Here is a 13,941-nt window from a genome sequence, read left to right as displayed (position 1 = left end):
CCCGGGCCTGACGCTCGACGAGGCTCTCCAGAGGCTGCCCCAGTTGGGGCAGCTTCTGGAAGTCACGGAGCTGCCCGGTGGGCTGACCAACCACAACTACCGGGTCCGGACGGCGACGCACGACGTCGTCGTCCGGATCTCACCGCCGGGCACCGAGCTGTTGGCGATCGACCGCGAGCACGAGTGGCACAACAGCGCCGTGGCTGCCTCGGTCGGGGTCGGCGCCCCGGTCGTCGACTACCTGCCCGGCGAGGGGGTGCTCGTGGTCGGCTTCCTCCCGGGACGCACCTACGGCGCGGACGACGTTGCTGTCAACCTCCCGCGCGTCGCCGCGGCCGCGCGCCGGCTCCACGGCGGGCCCGAGTTCGCCTCGCGTTTCGACATGTTCGAGGTGCAGCGCGGCTACCTGCGGATCGTCCGCGAGCGTGGGTATGCCGTGCCCGAGGGTTACGACGCGCTGGCGCCGGCCGCCGCACGCGTCGCGGCTGCGCTCGCCGCCCAGCCCGAGCCCCTCGTGCCGTGTCACAACGACCTGCTTGCTGCCAACGTCATCGACGACGGGGGAGACCTGCGGTTCATCGACTACGAGTACTCGGGGATGAACGAGGCGTCCTTCGAGCTCGGCAACCTGGTCAACGAGTCGCAGCTCGACCACGACCACCTCGTCGCCCTGGTGGAGGCGTACCACGGCACCGTCACCCCACGGCTGCTCGCCCGCGCCGAGCTGTGGGGCCTGGCCGGGCGGTGGGCCTGGACGCTGTGGGGGGCGATCCAGCACGGGGTGTCCGACGTCGACCACGACTTCTGGGACTTCGCGATGGAGCGCCACGAGCTCGCCCTGCCGCTGATGACGAGCGCCCGCCTGGAGGACCTGCTCGACGCCGCCGGTGGTCCCGCATGAGCGGGATCCCCGGGCGTGCCCGCGTCGTCGTGGTCGGTGGTGGGGTGATCGGCTGCAGCGTGGCCTACCACCTGACCAAGCTCGGGTGGACCGACGTCGTGGTCCTCGAGCAGGGCACGCTGTCCTGCGGGACGACCTGGCACGCAGCGGGACTCGTCGGACAGCTCAGGGCCAGCGAGGCCGGCACGCGGCTCGTGCAGTACTCGACCGACCTCTACGCGAGACTCGAGGACGAGACCGGGCTGACCACCGGCTACCGCGTCTGCGGTGGCCTCACCGTCGCGCGGACGCCCGAGCGCATGGTGCAGCTGCGGCGCACCGTCGCCAGCGCCGCGGCATACGACCTCGACTGTGAGCTGCTCACCCCCGACCAGGCGCTCGACCGCTTTCCCCTCATCCAGGTCGATGACGTGCTGGGGGCCATCTGGCTCCCGGGTGACGGTCGCGCCAACCCCACCGACCTCACCCAGTCGCTGGCCAAGGGCGCCCGGATGGGGGGCGCCACGATCGTCGAGCGGGTCCGCGTCACCGGTGTCCCCACCCGCGGTGGACGGGTCGCGGGGGTGTCGACCGACCAGGGCGACATCGAGGCGGAGTTCGTCGTGAACTGCGCCGGCCAGTGGGCCAAGGCGGTCGGCGCGCTCGCCGGCGTGACGGTGCCCCTGCACTCCGCGGAGCACTTCTACGTCGTGACCGACCAGATCGCCGGGGTCCACCGCGACCTGCCGATCTTGCGCGACCCGGACGGATACACCTACGTGAAGGAGGAGGTCGGGGGCCTGTTAGTGGGTGGCTTCGAGCCGGTGGCCAAGCCCTGGGTGTCGCCCGACGCCATCCCCTACCCCTTTGAGTTCGCGCTGCTCGACGAGGACTGGGAGCACTTCGAGGTGCTCATGGACAGTGCGGTGCACCGGATCCCGGCGCTCGCCGACACGGGGATCCGCAAGTTCTACAACGGTCCCGAGAGCTTCACGCCCGACAACCAGTTCCTCTTGGGCGAGGCGCCCGAGCTGCCCGGCTTCTTCGTGGGTGCCGGTTTCAACTCGGTCGGGATCGCGTCGGCCGGCGGTGCGGGTCGGGCGCTGGCCGAATGGATCGTCGAGGGGGAGCCCACCTCCGACCTGATCGGCGTGGACCTGCGCCGCTTCTCGCCGCTCGCGGGGAGCAACGCGTGGCTGCGGGCCCGGGTCGGTGAGGTGCTGGGGCTGCACTACGCCGTGCCCTGGCCGAACCGCGAGCTCGAGTCCGCGCGGCCGCAGCGGATCTCGCCGGTGCACGACCTCCTGGTCGCCCAAGGTGCCTGCCTCGGCAGCCGGAACGCCTGGGAGCGGGCCAACGTCTTCGCGCCGCCGGGCGTGGTGCCCGTCCTCGACTACGCCTGGGAGCGACCGCGGTGGGTGGACTGGTCGGTGGCTGAGCAGCGGGCCACCCGCGAGGCCGTGGGGGTCTTCGACCAGACGTCCTTCTCCAAGTACGTCGTCACCGGAGCGGACGCCGTGCGGGCGCTGCAGTGGCTCTGCTCGGCCGACGTCGACGTCCCCGTCGGCAGGGCGGTCTACACGGCGATGCTCAACCAGCGTGGCACCTACGAGGCTGACCTCACCGTGACGCGCACCTCCGCGACCGACTTCTTCCTCGTCAGCAGCGCGGCGACGACGGTGCGCGACCTCGACTGGATCCGCCGACACGTGCCCGCCGACGCCCGCGTCGGCGTGGTCGACGTGACCGGCTCGTATGCCGTGTTCGGCGTCATGGGGCCACGCTCGCGTGAGCTGCTCGAGGCCTTGAGCGCCGACCCCTTCGACGACACGTCGTTCCCGTTCGGCACGAGTCGGGAGGTCGTGGTGGGGACGACTCTCGTGCGGGCCACCCGGATCACCTACGTGGGCGAGCTCGGGTGGGAGCTCTACGTCCCGACCGAGCTCGCGCGGTCGGTCTACGAGGACCTGTTCTGCGTCGGCGCCGACCTGGGCGTCGTCCCGGCCGGCTACTCCGCGATCGAGTCCATGCGGCTGGAGAAGGGCTACCGAGCCTTCGCCCGTGAGCTCACCACTGACACCGGTCCGGTCGCGGCCGGCCTCACCTTCGCGTGCAAGCTGCGTGGCGACGTCGACTTCCTCGGCCGGTCGGCCGTGGAGGAGTCCCGGCTCGTCCCGCCGACCCGCCGGGTGGTGTCACTCGTGGTGGGTGACCCCGCGGCATACCTCTGGGGCGGCGAGCTGCTGCTGCGCGACGGTGAGCCCGCGGGCCAGGTCACCAGCGCGGCGTGGGGCGCGACGGTGGGGGCGTCGGTCGGCCTGGCCCTGGTGGGCGACCGGGCCTCCGGCACCGCGACGAAGGACTGGCTCGAGGGTGGGACGTGGACCGTCGACCTGGCAGGGGAGCGGTGGCCGGTGCAGGTGTCGCTGCGCGCCCCCTTCGACCCGGAGGGCCGCAAGCTCGGGCGCCAGGGGAGCGGCGCCACTCCATGAACCACACCACCACATGAACAGCTAATGGTCCTATCCCAGACCATTGACGTGATCCGGCCGGGGGTATTGGATCGGACGGTGAGCGCCGCCCAGCCGAGGATGTCGCTGCCCCACGTCGTCCTCCGGCCGGCGTCTGGCAACGCCTTCGAGTCGACCGTCGAGCAGCTCGCGACGGCCATCCGGCTCGGCGTCTTCACCGACGGTGAGCAGCTCCCCCCGGAGCGCGAGCTCGCCGAGCGGCTGGGGGTCAGCCGCAGCACGCTGCGCGAGGCGATCGCGGCGCTGCGCGACTCGGGACTGGTCACGACGCGCCGTGGGCGAGGGGGCGGCAGCGTTGTGACCTACGCAGGGCTGGAGCCCGGCAGCCGCGCCGGGGCCGTGCCCGTGCGGACCGGCGCGGCACTCGCGGACGCCATCGACTTCCGCCGGGTCGTCGAGCCCGGCGCCGCCGCGCTCACCGCGACGCGGGCCCTCGCTGCCGACCAGCGGGCCTGGCTGGTCGAGAGCGCCAAGGCGGCTCGCGAGGCGCCGGACAACGCGGCCCACCGGCTCGCCGACAGCCGCTTCCACCTCGCCGTGGCCACGCTGTCGGGCTCGCCGATGCTCATCGAGGCCGTCACGCGCGCCCAGGCGGCCCTCAACGAGCTGCTGTCCGCGATCCCCGTGCTCCCCACCAACATCGCGCACTCCAACGACCAGCACGACGCCATCGTGCGCGCCATCCTCGACGGCGACGACGCCCGCGCCCGCGCGGCGATGGAGGAGCACTGTGACGCCACGGCCGCCCTGCTGAGGGGCCTGATCGGATGACCAGGCGCACGCTGACCACCCGCACCGTGACCACCCGCACGCTGACCACCCGCACGCTGACCACACGAGACACGACGACCACGCGACAGACCAGGAGACCCGCATGACCGCTCCACCACAGCTCACCGTCGAGCAGCTCCGTGCCGACATCGCCGCCGGGGTGGTCGACACGGTCATCGTCGCGTTCACCGACATGCAGGGACGCTTGCAGGGCAAGCGGATCCACGCCCAGTTCTTCCTCGACTCCGTGCTGGGTCACGGCACCGAGGGGTGCAACTACCTGCTCGCGGTCGACGTCGACATGAACACCGTGGACGGCTACGCCATCAGCTCGTGGGAGCGCGGCTACGGGGACATGATGTTCGACCTCGATCTCGACACCCTGCGTCGCACTCCCGGGCAGCCCTACTCGGCCACCGTGCAGTGCGACCTCTCGTGGCTCGACGGCAGTGGTCTCGTCCGCGAGTCGCCACGCTCGGTCCTCAAGGCCCAGGTCGACGCGGCCGCCGAGCTGGGCTTCGCCGCGCTCACCGGCACCGAGCTCGAGTTCATCGTGTTCGATGACTCCTTCGACCAGGCCTGGGACCGGCGCTACCAGGACCTCACGGGGGCCAACCGCTACAACGTCGACTACTCGATCCTCGGCGGCACCCGCGTGGAACCGCTGCTGCGCGACATCCGCAACGAGATGTATGCCGGGGGCGTCACCGTCGAGAGCGCCAAGGGCGAGTGCAACCTCGGCCAGCACGAGATCGCCTTCCTCTACGACCACGTCGTCCGCACCTGTGACAACCACGTGGTCTACAAGACCGCGGCCAAGGAGATCGCAGCCAACCACGGCAAGTCGCTGACCTTCATGGCGAAGTACGACGAGCGCGAGGGCAACTCGTGCCACATCCACCTGTCGCTGCGCGGCACCGACGGGGGGATCGTCTTCGCGGACGACGACAAGGAGGGCGGGCGCAGCGCCGTCTTCGAGCACTTCGTGGCGGGCATCCAGTCCAGGATGCGCGAGCTCACCCTCCTCTACGCCCCGAACGTCAACTCCTACAAGCGGTTCCAGCCGGGGTCGTTCGCCCCGACCGCGATCGCGTGGGGCACCGACAACCGCACGTGCGCACTGCGCGTCGTCGGCCACGGAGCCGGCCTGCGGGTGGAGAACCGCGTGCCCGGTGGTGACGTGAACCCCTACCTCGCGGTGGCGGGCATGCTCGCCGCGGGGCTGCACGGCATCCGCGAGGAGATCGCGCTGGAGCCGGCCTTCGAGGGCAACGCCTACGCGTCCGACAAGGACCGCGTGCCGTCGACCCTCTTGGAGGCGCGTGACCTGTTCGCAGCCTCGGAGTTCGCCCGGGGTGCGTTCGGCGACGACGTGGTCGACCACTACGCGCACGCCGCCGACGTCGAGCTGGCCGCCTTCAACGCAGCGGTGACCGACTGGGAGCGGGTCAGGGGGTTCGAGCGACTGTGAACGCTCGGGGCGTAGCAGGAGGTTCAATGCTGCACGAGGTCGTCAACCCCGCCACCGAGGCGGTCGTTGCGGAGGTCTCGCTGGCCGGCGTCGAGGAGACCGACGCGGCCATCGCAGCCGCCGAGGCTGCTGGTCCCGCCTGGCGTGCCGTGGCGCCCGCCGACCGCGGGCGCCTGCTGCGACGGTTCTCCGAGCAGGTCGACGCCCACAGCGAGGAGCTGGCCCAGCTCGAGGTGGCCAACTCCGGTCACACCATCGGTAACGCCCGCTGGGAGGCCGGCAACGTCCGCGACGTGCTGGCCTACTACTCCGCCGCGCCGGAGCGGTTGTTCGGCCGGCAGATCCCCGTGGCGGACGGACTGGACGTCACGTTCAAGGAGCCGCTCGGCACGGTGGGCATCATCGTCCCGTGGAACTTCCCCATGCCGATCGCCGGCTGGGGCTTCGCCCCCGCCCTGGCCGCGGGCAACACGGTGGTGCTCAAGCCTGCCGAGCTGACCCCGTTGACGGCGATCCGACTGGGTGAGCTGGCCCTGGAGGCAGGGATCCCCGAGGGTGTCTTCACGGTGATCCCGGGCAAGGGGTCAGTCGTGGGCGAGCGGTTCGTCACCCACCCAGCGGTGCGCAAGGTGTGCTTCACCGGGTCGACCGCCGTCGGCCAGCGGATCATGCGCGGCGCTGCCGACCAGGTCAAGCGGATCACCCTCGAGCTCGGCGGCAAGAGCGCCAACATCGTCTTCGACGACAGCGACCTCGAGACGGCGGCTGCCACGGCGCCCTACGGAGTCTTCGACAATGCGGGGCAGGACTGCTGTGCACGCAGTCGGATCCTCGTGCAGCGCAGCGTGTTCGACCGGTTCATGGAGCTGCTCGAGCCGGCCGTCAAGGGCGTCGTCGTGTCCGATCCCGGCGACGAGGGCACCGAGATGGGGCCGCTCATCAGCGCCGGCCAGCGCGAAACCGTGCGCTCCTACGTCGAGGAGGCGACCGAGGACGTCGACGTCGCGTTCCGCGGTGAGGCTCCGACCGGTGACGGGTACTGGTACCCCGCCACGGTGGTCCTGCCGAGGGCGACGACCGACCGGGTCTGGCAGGAGGAGGTCTTCGGACCGGTCGTGGCCGTCATGCCGTTCGACGACGAGGCCGACGCGGTCGCCAAGGCCAACGACACGGCATACGGGCTGTCGGGGTCGATCTGGACCCGCGACGTGGGGCGAGCCCTGCGCGTCGCCCGGCGTGTCGAGGCGGGCAACCTGTCGGTCAACTCGCACAGCAGCGTCCGCTACTCCACTCCGTTCGGCGGGTTCAAGCAGTCAGGGATCGGCCGCGAGCTCGGTCCCGACGCGCTGGATGCCTTCACCGACGTCAAGAACGTGTTCATTTCACACCACAGCAGCTCCACCACACCCTGAGAGGACATCACATGGCAGGCAGGCTCGAGGGCAAGGTGGCCGTCGTCACGGGCGGGTGCTCCGGCATCGGTCTGGCGACTGTCCGCCGGTTCGCCGAGGAGGGCGCCAAGGTCGTGGTCGGTGACCTCGACGACGCGGCGGGGGAGGCGCTGGCCGAGGAGATCGGGGGCGCCTACGTCCACTGCGACGTCGCCGCCAAGGACGACGTCGACCGCCTGTTCGCGACGGCGAAGGAGAAGTTCGGGCGGCTCGACATCGCGTTCAACAACGCCGGCATCAGTCCTCCCGAGGACGACTCGATCCTCGACACCGACCTCGATGCGTGGCGCCGTGTGCAGGAGGTCAACCTCACCAGCGTCTACCTGTGCTGCAAGGCGGCGCTGCCCTACATGCTGGAGCAGAAGTCCGGGTCGATCATCAACACGGCATCGTTCGTGGCGGTGATGGGCGCCGCCACGTCGCAGATCTCCTACAGCGCCAGCAAGGGCGGCGTGCTGTCCATGACGCGCGAGCTCGGGGTGCAGTTCGCCCGCGAGGGCATCCGGGTCAACGCCCTGTGTCCCGGGCCGGTCAACACCCCGCTGCTCAAGGAGCTCTTCGCCAAGGACGAGGAGCGCGCCGCCCGGCGCCTCGTCCACGTGCCCATGGGCCGGTTCGGGGAGCCCGAGGAGATGGCCAACGCCGTGCTCTTCCTGGCCTCCGACGAGTCGAGCTTCATGACCGCCTCCACGTTCCTGGTCGACGGGGGGATCTCCGGCGCCTATGTGACCCCGCTGTGAGGTCAGCGTGAGCCGCCCGCTGATCGGGATCACCTGCTACGTCGAGCCGGCGAGCCGGGGTGACTGGAAGGACGTGCCGAGCGTCGTCCTGCCGCACGACTACGTCAGGCAGGTCAAGGACGCCGGAGGCACGCCGATCGTCATCCCGCCGTGGACCGATGTCGACGACGCCGCGGCCCAGGAGATCGTGTCGCGGATCGACGGGCTGGTGATCGCCGGCGGGGCCGACGTCGACCCGAGCCTGTACGCCGGGCCCGAGCGCCACCCGGACGTCCAGGAGTCCCGGCCGGACCGGGACGCCACGGAGACCGCCCTGGCGCGGGCCGCGGCCTCCGCCGACCTCCCCCTCCTCGGGATCTGTCGCGGGATGCAGGTGATGGCCGTGGCGGCCGGCGGGGTCCTGGAGCAGCACCTGCCCGACCGCGTCGGCCACGTCGACCACTCACCGGGTGTCGCGGTCTACGGCCACCACGTGGTCACCACGGTCCCGGGCACCCGGGTCGCGACCCTGCTCGGCGAGGTGACCGACGTGCCCAGCTACCACCACCAGTCGGTCCTGACCCACCCCGGCTACGAGCCGTCGGCGTGGGCGCAGGACGGCACCCTGGAGGCGATGGAGGACCCTGCGGCGCGGTTCCGGCTCGGCGTCCAGTGGCATCCAGAGGTCGGCGACGACCCCAGGCTCTTCGAGGCGCTGGTGGCGGCGGCTCGTGCACGGCGGGAGGAGTCCGCGGCGGGCGGCACCCCTGAGGCCTGACCACCATGCGGACCCGGGGTTCAACCGGTGGACGCGACCTGTCACAGTGAGCGGGTGACCTCCTGGCACATGGCTACCACCATGGTGATTATCGACTAGCGCGACGAGACTTCCTCGTCGCGCAGACCTCCCACACCCGGGGGGTCTTTCGCTTTGTCTGGCCCTGTGCCGGACAGGACAGCGGACCACTGCCAGCACACCCCGACGGGCAGAGGGCGCGACAGCGGGGAGAATGACCACCAGGACACCGAAGACGACTCGGCGAGGAATGACCACGATGAGCGACCTGCACGTCTACGACACCACCCTGCGCGATGGCGCGCAGCAGGAGGGGCTCAACCTCTCCGTGTCGGACAAGCTCGCCATCGCCATGCACCTCGATGAGCTCGGAGTCGGATTCATCGAGGGTGGCTGGCCGGGCGCGAACCCGAAGGACACCGAGTTCTTCGCCCGCGCCCAGACCGAGCTGCGGCTGCGCAACGCGACGCTCGCAGCATTCGGCGCGACCAGGCGGGTCGGTGGCCAGGCGGCCACCGACCCCCTGGTGCGCGCCCTGCTCGACAGCCAGGCCCCCGTGGTGACCCTCGTGGCGAAGTCCCATGTGCGCCATGTGGAGTCGGCACTGCGGACCACCCTGGAGGAGAACCTCGCCATGGTGCGCGACACCGTGTCGTTCCTGTCGGGGGAGGGGCGGCGGGTCTTCCTCGACGCCGAGCACTTCTTCGACGGGTATGCCGCGAACCGCGACTACGCGCTCGAGGTCGTGCGGGCCGCGATGGAGTCCGGTGCGGAGGTCGTCGCCCTCTGTGACACCAACGGCGGCATGCTGCCCGACCAGGTCGCGCAGGTGGTGGCCGACGCGGTCGCCGCGACGTCGGCGAGGGTCGGCATCCACTGCCACAACGACACCGGCTGTGCGGTGGCCAACTCGATGGCGGCCGTGGACGCCGGGGCGACGCACGTGCAGGGCACCATCAACGGCTACGGCGAGCGCACCGGCAATGCCGACCTCCTCACCGTCGTCAGCAACCTGCAGATCAAGCGCGGGCTGCCGCTGCTCGAGACCGAGCGGCTGCGCGAGGCGACCCGCATCGCCCACTCGATCAGCGAGATCACCAACGTCCCGCCCTACTCCCGCCAGCCCTACGTCGGCGCCAGCGCGTTCGCCCACAAGGCCGGCCTGCATGCCAGCGCGATCAAGGTCGACCCCGATCTCTACCAGCACACCGACCCCCAGCACGTCGGCAACGACATGCGGATGCTGGTGTCCGACATGGCCGGTCGCGCCAGCATCGAGCTCAAGGGCCGCGAGCTCGGCTACGACCTGTCGGACGACAACGACCTGCTCATCCGGGTCCTGGCCAGGGTCAAGGCGCTCGAGCTGCGTGGTTACACCTTCGACGCGGCGGACGCCTCGTTCGAGCTGCTGCTCCGACGTGAGGTCGAGGGCGGCGGCTACGACTTCTTCGAGGTCGAGTCGTGGCGGGTCATCACCGACGCGCGGGGCGACGAGGACGCGCTGTCCGAGGCGACCGTGAAGGTCGTCGCGGGCGGCGAGCGGGTCGTGGCCACCGGCGAGGGCAACGGTCCGGTCAACGCCCTCGACCACGCCCTGCGCAGAGCGCTGGCGCCGGCCTACCCCGAGCTCGACAAGCTCGAGCTGATCGACTTCCGCGTGCGCATCCTCGATGCCGCCCACGGCACCGACGCGGTGACCCGCGTGCTCATCGAGACCTCCGACGGCTCGACGTCGTGGGAGACGATCGGTGTGGCCGGCAACATCATCGAGGCGTCCTGGCAGGCCCTGGTCGACGGGGTCACCTACGGCCTGGTGCGCGCCGGGGTGCCGGTCCGCTAGCCGTCAGCTGCCTGTCGACGAGGTCGTCGCGGCACGGGTCGTCAGTCGGTGCCGGACTCCATGGCGGCCCGGTCGAGGGCGTCGTCCTCGCCGTCGTTGGCCCGCGGGTTCGAGGAGATCGCCTTGGCGCCGCCGGGCTCGAGGTCTCCCACGAGGTCCTGGTGACGCGCGACGAGCTGGCCCTGCGCGGCATACAGCTCGAGCTTGGCTCGGGAGTCGGCGATGTCGAGGTTGCGCATGGTCAGCTGACCGATCCGGTCGACGGGGCCGAAGGCCGCGCCCTCGGTGCGTTCCATCGAGAGCTTCTCGGGGTGGTAGCTGAAGGCGGGGCCGGTCGTGTCGATGATCGAGTAGTCGTCGCCGCGACGCAGGCGCACGGTGACCTCGCCGGTGACGACGGAGGCCACCCAGCGCTGGAGCGACTCGCGCAGCATCAGCGACTGGGGGTCGAGCCAGCGGCCCTCGTAGAGCAGGCGGCCGAGCCGCCGGCCCTCCGCGTGGTAGTTGGCGATGGTGTCCTCGTTGTGGATCGCGTTGAGCAGTCGCTCGTAGGCGATCCACAGCAGGGCCAGGCCGGGGGCCTCGTAGATGCCGCGGCTCTTGGCCTCGATGATGCGGTTCTCGATCTGGTCCGACATGCCGAGACCGTGGCGACCGCCGACCGTGTTGGCCTCGTCGACGAGGGCGACCGCGTCGGGGAAGACCTGGCCGTTGATGGCCACCGGTCGGCCTTGCTCGAAGCGGATGGTCACGTCCTCGGTGGGGATCGCCACGGACTCGTCCCAGAACGGGACGCCCATGATCGGGTCGACGATCTCCATGCTCTCGTTGAGGAACTCGAGGGTCTTCGCCTCGTGGGTCGCGCCCCAGATGTTGGCGTCGGTCGAGTAGGCCTTCTCGGTGCTGGAGCGGTAGGGCAGGTTGCGCGCCTGCAGCCACTCCGACATCTCCGTGCGGCCGCCGAGCTCGGTGACGAAGTCGGCGTCGAGCCACGGCTTGTAGATGCGCAGGGACGGGTTGGCCAGGAGTCCGTAGCGGTAGAAGCGCTCGATGTCGTTGCCCTTGAAGGTGGACCCGTCGCCCCAGATGTCGACGCCGTCGTCCTTCATGGCCCGCACCAGCAGGGTGCCCGTGACCGCGCGGCCCAGGGGAGTGGTGTTGAAGTAGGTCTTGCCGCCGCTGCGGATGTGGAAGGCGCCGCAGGCGATCGCGGACAGGCCCTCCTCGACCAGGGCGGAGCGGCAGTCGACGAGCCGGGCGAGCTCTGCGCCGTAGGCGCCGGCCCGGTCGGGGACCGTCTCGATCTCGGGCTCGTCGTACTGGCCCAGGTTTGCGGTGTAGGTGCAGGGGATCGCCCCCTTCTCCCGCATCCAGGCAACAGCGACAGAGGTGTCCAGACCGCCCGAGAAGGCGATCCCGACACGCTCACCAACAGGCAGGGACGTCAGAACCTTCGACACGGTAGGTCAGCCTACGGGCCGTCGCACCGACGCGTGCACGGGTCCGGTCCGTGACCGGTCGGCCGCCCGCACTCCTGGCCACTGGTGTGGCACGCGGGGCTGTTTCGGGCGGTTGGTGCGACATCCGTGGCCAGAAGTGGAGATGGGGACTTGACATCGATATATCGATAGGGCACCATTCGATATATCGACAACACACTGTCGACCGTGCGAGAGGGAGCCGCCCGACCAGAGTGACGGCCCCCGCACCACCACACTTCGTAGGAGTGACCCCATGAACCGCATGAACCTGAACATCCAGATGTCCCACCCCCGTCGAGGTGGCCACGCCGGCCGGGGCCGGTCCATCGACGGCCAGCCCGGTCGCACCCGCGGCCAGGACGGCCAGCCCGGCCACGGCCACCACGGCGGGCCCCGTCGCGGTCGCGGCGAGTTCGCAGGCTTCGGACCCGCAGCGGGCTTCGGGCCCGGCGCCGGGCGCGGTGGCGGCCTCGGCGAGGGCCGTGGTCCCCGCGGCGGCGGACGCGGTCCGCGTCGGGGCCGTCGAGGTGACGTCCGCAGGGCGATCCTCGCCCTGCTCGCCGAGGAGCCGATGAACGGCTACGGCATCATCACCGCCATCGCCGAGCGCTCCGACGGCTCGTGGCAGCCCGGTCCCGGATCGGTCTACCCCGCGCTGCGTCTGCTCGAGGAGGAGGGCCTGATCGCCCCCGACGAGTCCGACGACGACCCGCGGCGCAAGGTCTTCGCCCTGACCGACGACGGTCGGGCCCATGCCGAGACCCACGGTGACGAGCTCGCCCAGGCCTTCGCCGACGCGACGACGCCGCAGCGGGGCTTCCGCGAGATGCGCCGCGAGATCGGTCAGCTCGTCGTCGCTGTCGAACAGGTCGTCGTGGCCGGCCAGCCGACCCAGATCGAGGCGGCCCAGCGGGTGCTCGCCGACGCGCGTCGCTCGCTCTACCGCATCCTGGCGGAGGACGAGACGGGCACGGAGAGCTCGGCCGACCCGGTGGAGTGACCACCGTCGACCGCGTCCAGGGCCTGCAGGAGTCGCTCCCGCAGGCCCTGTCCGCGGGTCGCGAAGTCGCGCTGCGCGGCGGCATACTTGGCCCGCCCCTGGGGCGTCTCGATGGTGACGGGCGAGTAGCCGAGGGCGCTGAGGTCGTAGGGGGAGGCCCGCATGTCGAGCTCGCGGATCTCGCGGGCGAGCTCGAAGCACTTGAGGGTCAACGCACTCGGCACGGCAGGCGCGAGCTTCATGCACCACTTGTAGAGGTCCATGCCGGCGTGGAGGCAGCCCGGCTGCTCGAGTGCGACCTGGTCCTCGCGGGTCGGCTGCAGGAGGTTCAGCGACCGGGCGGGCGGGGTGTAGAAGCGGAAGGCGTCGAAGTGGGTGCACCTGATCTGCAGCCCGTCGACGACCTCGTCGGTGCCGGTCGGCCCGAGCCGCAGCGGCCAGGCGGCATGGCGCACCTCGACGGGTGACTGGCGGTAGACCATCGCCCACTCGTGCAGCCCGAAGCAGCCGAGCTGCGCCGGCCGCGAGTGCGTCGCGGACACGAGCCGGCGCACGAACTCGACCGTGGCGCCGCGCGCCTCGAGGTATGCCGCGCCGTCCAGGACGCTGGCGCCGTCCACGTCGCGGTAGAACCGCCACGACCCCCGGTCCAGCTGTGCGGCGCCCTCGAGGACCACGTCGGGACCCGGGTGCCAGCGACGCAGCTGGGACGGCTTGAACGGGTAGTAGGTGAAGAGGAAGTCCTCGACCGGATGGGGAGTGCCGGTCTGGCGACGCTCCCGGTGGCCGGCGGTGAGGGCGTCGACCCGGTCGGCGTGGTCAGCCTCGAGGGCCTGCCACGCCGCCTGCTCGAGCACCCCGGCGACCATGGGCACCAAGGCTAGCCGCGCGGCACGCCCGGCCCGGACCACCTGTGGGCACCCTCGACCGCCATGGACAACGGCCGCTGCTCGGCTGCCCGGGCGCCAGGGCTCCCGGTCGACCGAGCAACGGCCGTTCGT

General features: G+C 71.0%; 11 protein-coding genes. 9 read left to right on the top strand and 2 right to left on the bottom strand.

The annotated features are described in order from the left end of the window. The first annotated feature begins 43 nt into the window (after window positions 1–43). The 8 genes from ACXJKD_RS05470 (at window position 44) to cimA (ending at window position 10,459) form a co-directional block, all read left to right on the top strand. Entirely contained in the window at window positions 44–901 is an 858-nt protein-coding gene (locus ACXJKD_RS05470) for a phosphotransferase (RefSeq protein WP_457253425.1), read from the top strand. Further along, window positions 898–3,372, top strand: coding sequence for a GcvT family protein (locus ACXJKD_RS05465; RefSeq protein WP_457253423.1), 2,475 nt, complete (start codon window positions 898–900; stop codon window positions 3,370–3,372). The genes ACXJKD_RS05470 and ACXJKD_RS05465 overlap by 4 nt, the downstream gene beginning before the upstream one ends. 78 nt (window positions 3,373–3,450) lie before the next feature. After that, on the top strand, window positions 3,451–4,182 hold the full coding sequence (locus ACXJKD_RS05460; RefSeq protein WP_457253422.1) for a FadR/GntR family transcriptional regulator: 732 nt from the start codon (window positions 3,451–3,453) through the stop codon (window positions 4,180–4,182). A gap of 103 nt (window positions 4,183–4,285) precedes the next feature. After that, window positions 4,286–5,653 (top strand): glutamine synthetase family protein, encoded by a 1,368-nt coding sequence (locus tag ACXJKD_RS05455; RefSeq protein ID WP_457253420.1) that lies wholly within the window; start codon window positions 4,286–4,288, stop codon window positions 5,651–5,653. 26 nt (window positions 5,654–5,679) lie between these two features. Further along, a complete protein-coding gene (locus ACXJKD_RS05450; protein ID WP_457253418.1) occupies window positions 5,680–7,065 on the top strand; it encodes an aldehyde dehydrogenase family protein in 1,386 nt (461 codons plus the stop codon). 11 nt (window positions 7,066–7,076) lie between these two features. Next, window positions 7,077–7,844, top strand: a complete 768-nt coding sequence (locus tag ACXJKD_RS05445) for a 3-oxoacyl-ACP reductase (RefSeq protein ID WP_457253416.1) — start codon at window positions 7,077–7,079, stop codon at window positions 7,842–7,844. A 7-nt stretch (window positions 7,845–7,851) separates the two neighbouring features. Then, window positions 7,852–8,601 carry a gamma-glutamyl-gamma-aminobutyrate hydrolase family protein gene (locus tag ACXJKD_RS05440; RefSeq protein ID WP_457253414.1) on the top strand — a complete coding sequence of 250 codons (750 nt, stop codon included), beginning with the start codon at window positions 7,852–7,854 and terminating at the stop codon, window positions 8,599–8,601. Window positions 8,602–8,878: 277 nt separating this feature from the next. After that, window positions 8,879–10,459 carry a citramalate synthase gene (cimA, locus tag ACXJKD_RS05435; RefSeq protein ID WP_457253412.1) on the top strand — a complete coding sequence of 527 codons (1,581 nt, stop codon included), beginning with the start codon at window positions 8,879–8,881 and terminating at the stop codon, window positions 10,457–10,459. 41 nt (window positions 10,460–10,500) lie between these two features. On the opposite strand, the gene argG is transcribed toward cimA, so the two are convergent. Continuing rightward, on the bottom strand, window positions 10,501–11,919 hold the full coding sequence (argG, locus tag ACXJKD_RS05430) for an argininosuccinate synthase (protein WP_457253410.1): 1,419 nt from the start codon (window positions 11,917–11,919) through the stop codon (window positions 10,501–10,503). Window positions 11,920–12,193: 274 nt separating this feature from the next. On the opposite strand from argG, the gene ACXJKD_RS05425 reads away from it, so the two are divergent. Further along, window positions 12,194–12,940 carry a PadR family transcriptional regulator gene (locus tag ACXJKD_RS05425; protein WP_457253408.1) on the top strand — a complete coding sequence of 249 codons (747 nt, stop codon included), beginning with the start codon at window positions 12,194–12,196 and terminating at the stop codon, window positions 12,938–12,940. On the opposite strand, the gene ACXJKD_RS05420 is transcribed toward ACXJKD_RS05425, so the two are convergent. After that, window positions 12,880–13,809 (bottom strand): 3-methyladenine DNA glycosylase, encoded by a 930-nt coding sequence (locus ACXJKD_RS05420; protein WP_457253407.1) that lies wholly within the window; start codon window positions 13,807–13,809, stop codon window positions 12,880–12,882. The two genes, ACXJKD_RS05425 and ACXJKD_RS05420, sit on opposite strands and share 61 nt — an antisense overlap. Between the last annotated feature and the right edge of the window lie 132 nt (window positions 13,810–13,941).

The sequence above is a fragment of the Pedococcus sp. P5_B7 genome, from assembly GCF_054049895.1.
Note: the sequence above shows the minus strand (reverse complement) of the source record. Positions and strands in the feature narration are given on the sequence as shown.

Excerpts from the sequence above, each read along its gene's own strand:
- ACXJKD_RS05455 (WP_457253420.1), top strand. The coding sequence starts at position 4,286 with ATGACCGCTCCACCACAGCTCACCGTCGAGCAGCTCCGTGCCGACATC.
- ACXJKD_RS05425 (WP_457253408.1), top strand. The coding sequence starts at position 12,194 with ATGAACCGCATGAACCTGAACATCCAGATGTCCCACCCCCGTCGAGGT.
- cimA (WP_457253412.1), top strand. The coding sequence starts at position 8,879 with ATGAGCGACCTGCACGTCTACGACACCACCCTGCGCGATGGCGCGCAG.
- ACXJKD_RS05450 (WP_457253418.1), top strand. The coding sequence starts at position 5,680 with ATGCTGCACGAGGTCGTCAACCCCGCCACCGAGGCGGTCGTTGCGGAG.
- ACXJKD_RS05465 (WP_457253423.1), top strand. The coding sequence starts at position 898 with ATGAGCGGGATCCCCGGGCGTGCCCGCGTCGTCGTGGTCGGTGGTGGG.
- ACXJKD_RS05445 (WP_457253416.1), top strand. The coding sequence starts at position 7,077 with ATGGCAGGCAGGCTCGAGGGCAAGGTGGCCGTCGTCACGGGCGGGTGC.
- ACXJKD_RS05420 (WP_457253407.1), bottom strand. The coding sequence starts at position 13,809 with ATGGTCGCCGGGGTGCTCGAGCAGGCGGCGTGGCAGGCCCTCGAGGCT.